The organism is Frankia sp. AiPa1 (assembly GCF_023243075.1).
Taxonomy (GTDB): domain Bacteria; phylum Actinomycetota; class Actinomycetes; order Frankiales; family Frankiaceae; genus Frankia.
The window spans coordinates 1-1393 of record NZ_JALKFZ020000010.1 but is presented as its reverse complement, the minus strand read 5'-3'; the positions used below and the strand labels follow the sequence as shown (position 1 = coordinate 1393).

Annotated in this window: 1 protein-coding gene; it reads right to left on the bottom strand. The window is 68.3% G+C overall.

The annotated features are described in order from the left end of the window. On the bottom strand, positions 1–1221 hold a 1221-nt coding region (locus MXD95_RS04010), incomplete at its 3' end, for an acyltransferase domain-containing protein (protein ID WP_250639158.1). Positions 1222–1393 lie beyond the last annotated feature (172 nt).

Here is a 1393-nt window from a genome sequence, read left to right as displayed (position 1 = left end):
CCAGTACCGCTGTTCCTGGAAGGCGTAGGTGGGCAGGTCGACCCGCCTCGGCTGCGCCTCGAACACCGGCGCCTCGAACACCGGCGCCCAGTCCACCGCGACGCCGTGCGTGAACGCCTCGGCCACGCTCGCGAGGAAACGACGGGGACCTCCGTCATCTCGCCGCAGGGTCCCGATTGTCACCGCGTCCGAATCCGCCGCGTCGATGGTCTCCTGCACCCCGACGGTCAACACCGGATGCGAACTGACCTCGATGAACATCCGATGCCCCTGGTCCACCAGGCGGCGGACCGCGGGCTCGAACTTCACCGGCTCCCGCAGATTGCGCGCCCAGTAGCCGGCGTCCAGCACCGCCGAATCCACCAGCTCACCGGTCACCGTCGAGAAGAACGGAATATCCGGAACCCGCGGCGACAACCCTTCCAAAGCAGCCAACAACTCACCCCGCACACCATCCACCTGCACTGAATGCGACGCATAATCCACAGCGACCCGCCGAACCCACACCTCCCGCGACTCACAACCAGCCAGAAACTCATCCAACGCCCCCCGATCACCCGACACCACCGTCGACGACGGCCCATTCACCGCCGCCACCGACAACCGCCCACCCCACGACCCCAGCCACTCCTCCACCACCGCCACCGGCAACCCCACCGACGCCATCCCACCCCGACCCGACAACCACTCCCCCACCAACCGGCTGCGCACCGCCACCACCCGCGCCCCATCCACCAGACTCAACGCCCCCGCCACACACGCCGCCGCGATCTCCCCCTGCGAATGCCCCACCACCACCGACGGCACCACCCCCAACGACCCCCACAACCCCGCCAACGACACCATCACCGCCCACAACACCGGCTGCACCACATCCACCCGCTCCAAACCCGGCGCACCCGCCACCCCCCGCAACACCCCCACCAACGACCAGTCCACCCACGACTCCAACGCCCCCGCACACGCCACCAACCACTCCCGGAACACCGGCGAGGAATCCATCAACTCCACCGCCATCCCCACCCACTGCGACCCCTGACCCGGAAACACGAACACCGGCCCCGAACCCGCCACCCCCGACACCACCCCCGACACCACACCCACCGCCGACTCCCCCCGCGCCAACACCCCCAACCCCGCCAGAAAACCCGCCCGATCCCCCGCCACCACCACCCCACGATGCGCGAACACCGACCGCGACGACACCAACGAGAAACCCACATCCCCCACATCCACCCCCGGCCGCCCCGACACAAACACCGACAACCGCTCCGCCTGCCCCAACAAACCCGCCGCATCCCGCCCCGACACCACCCACGGAAACACCCTCGACACAACCGAAGAATCAGACGAAGAATCAGACGAGAAAAGCACTGAACCGGCCGGCGAATCC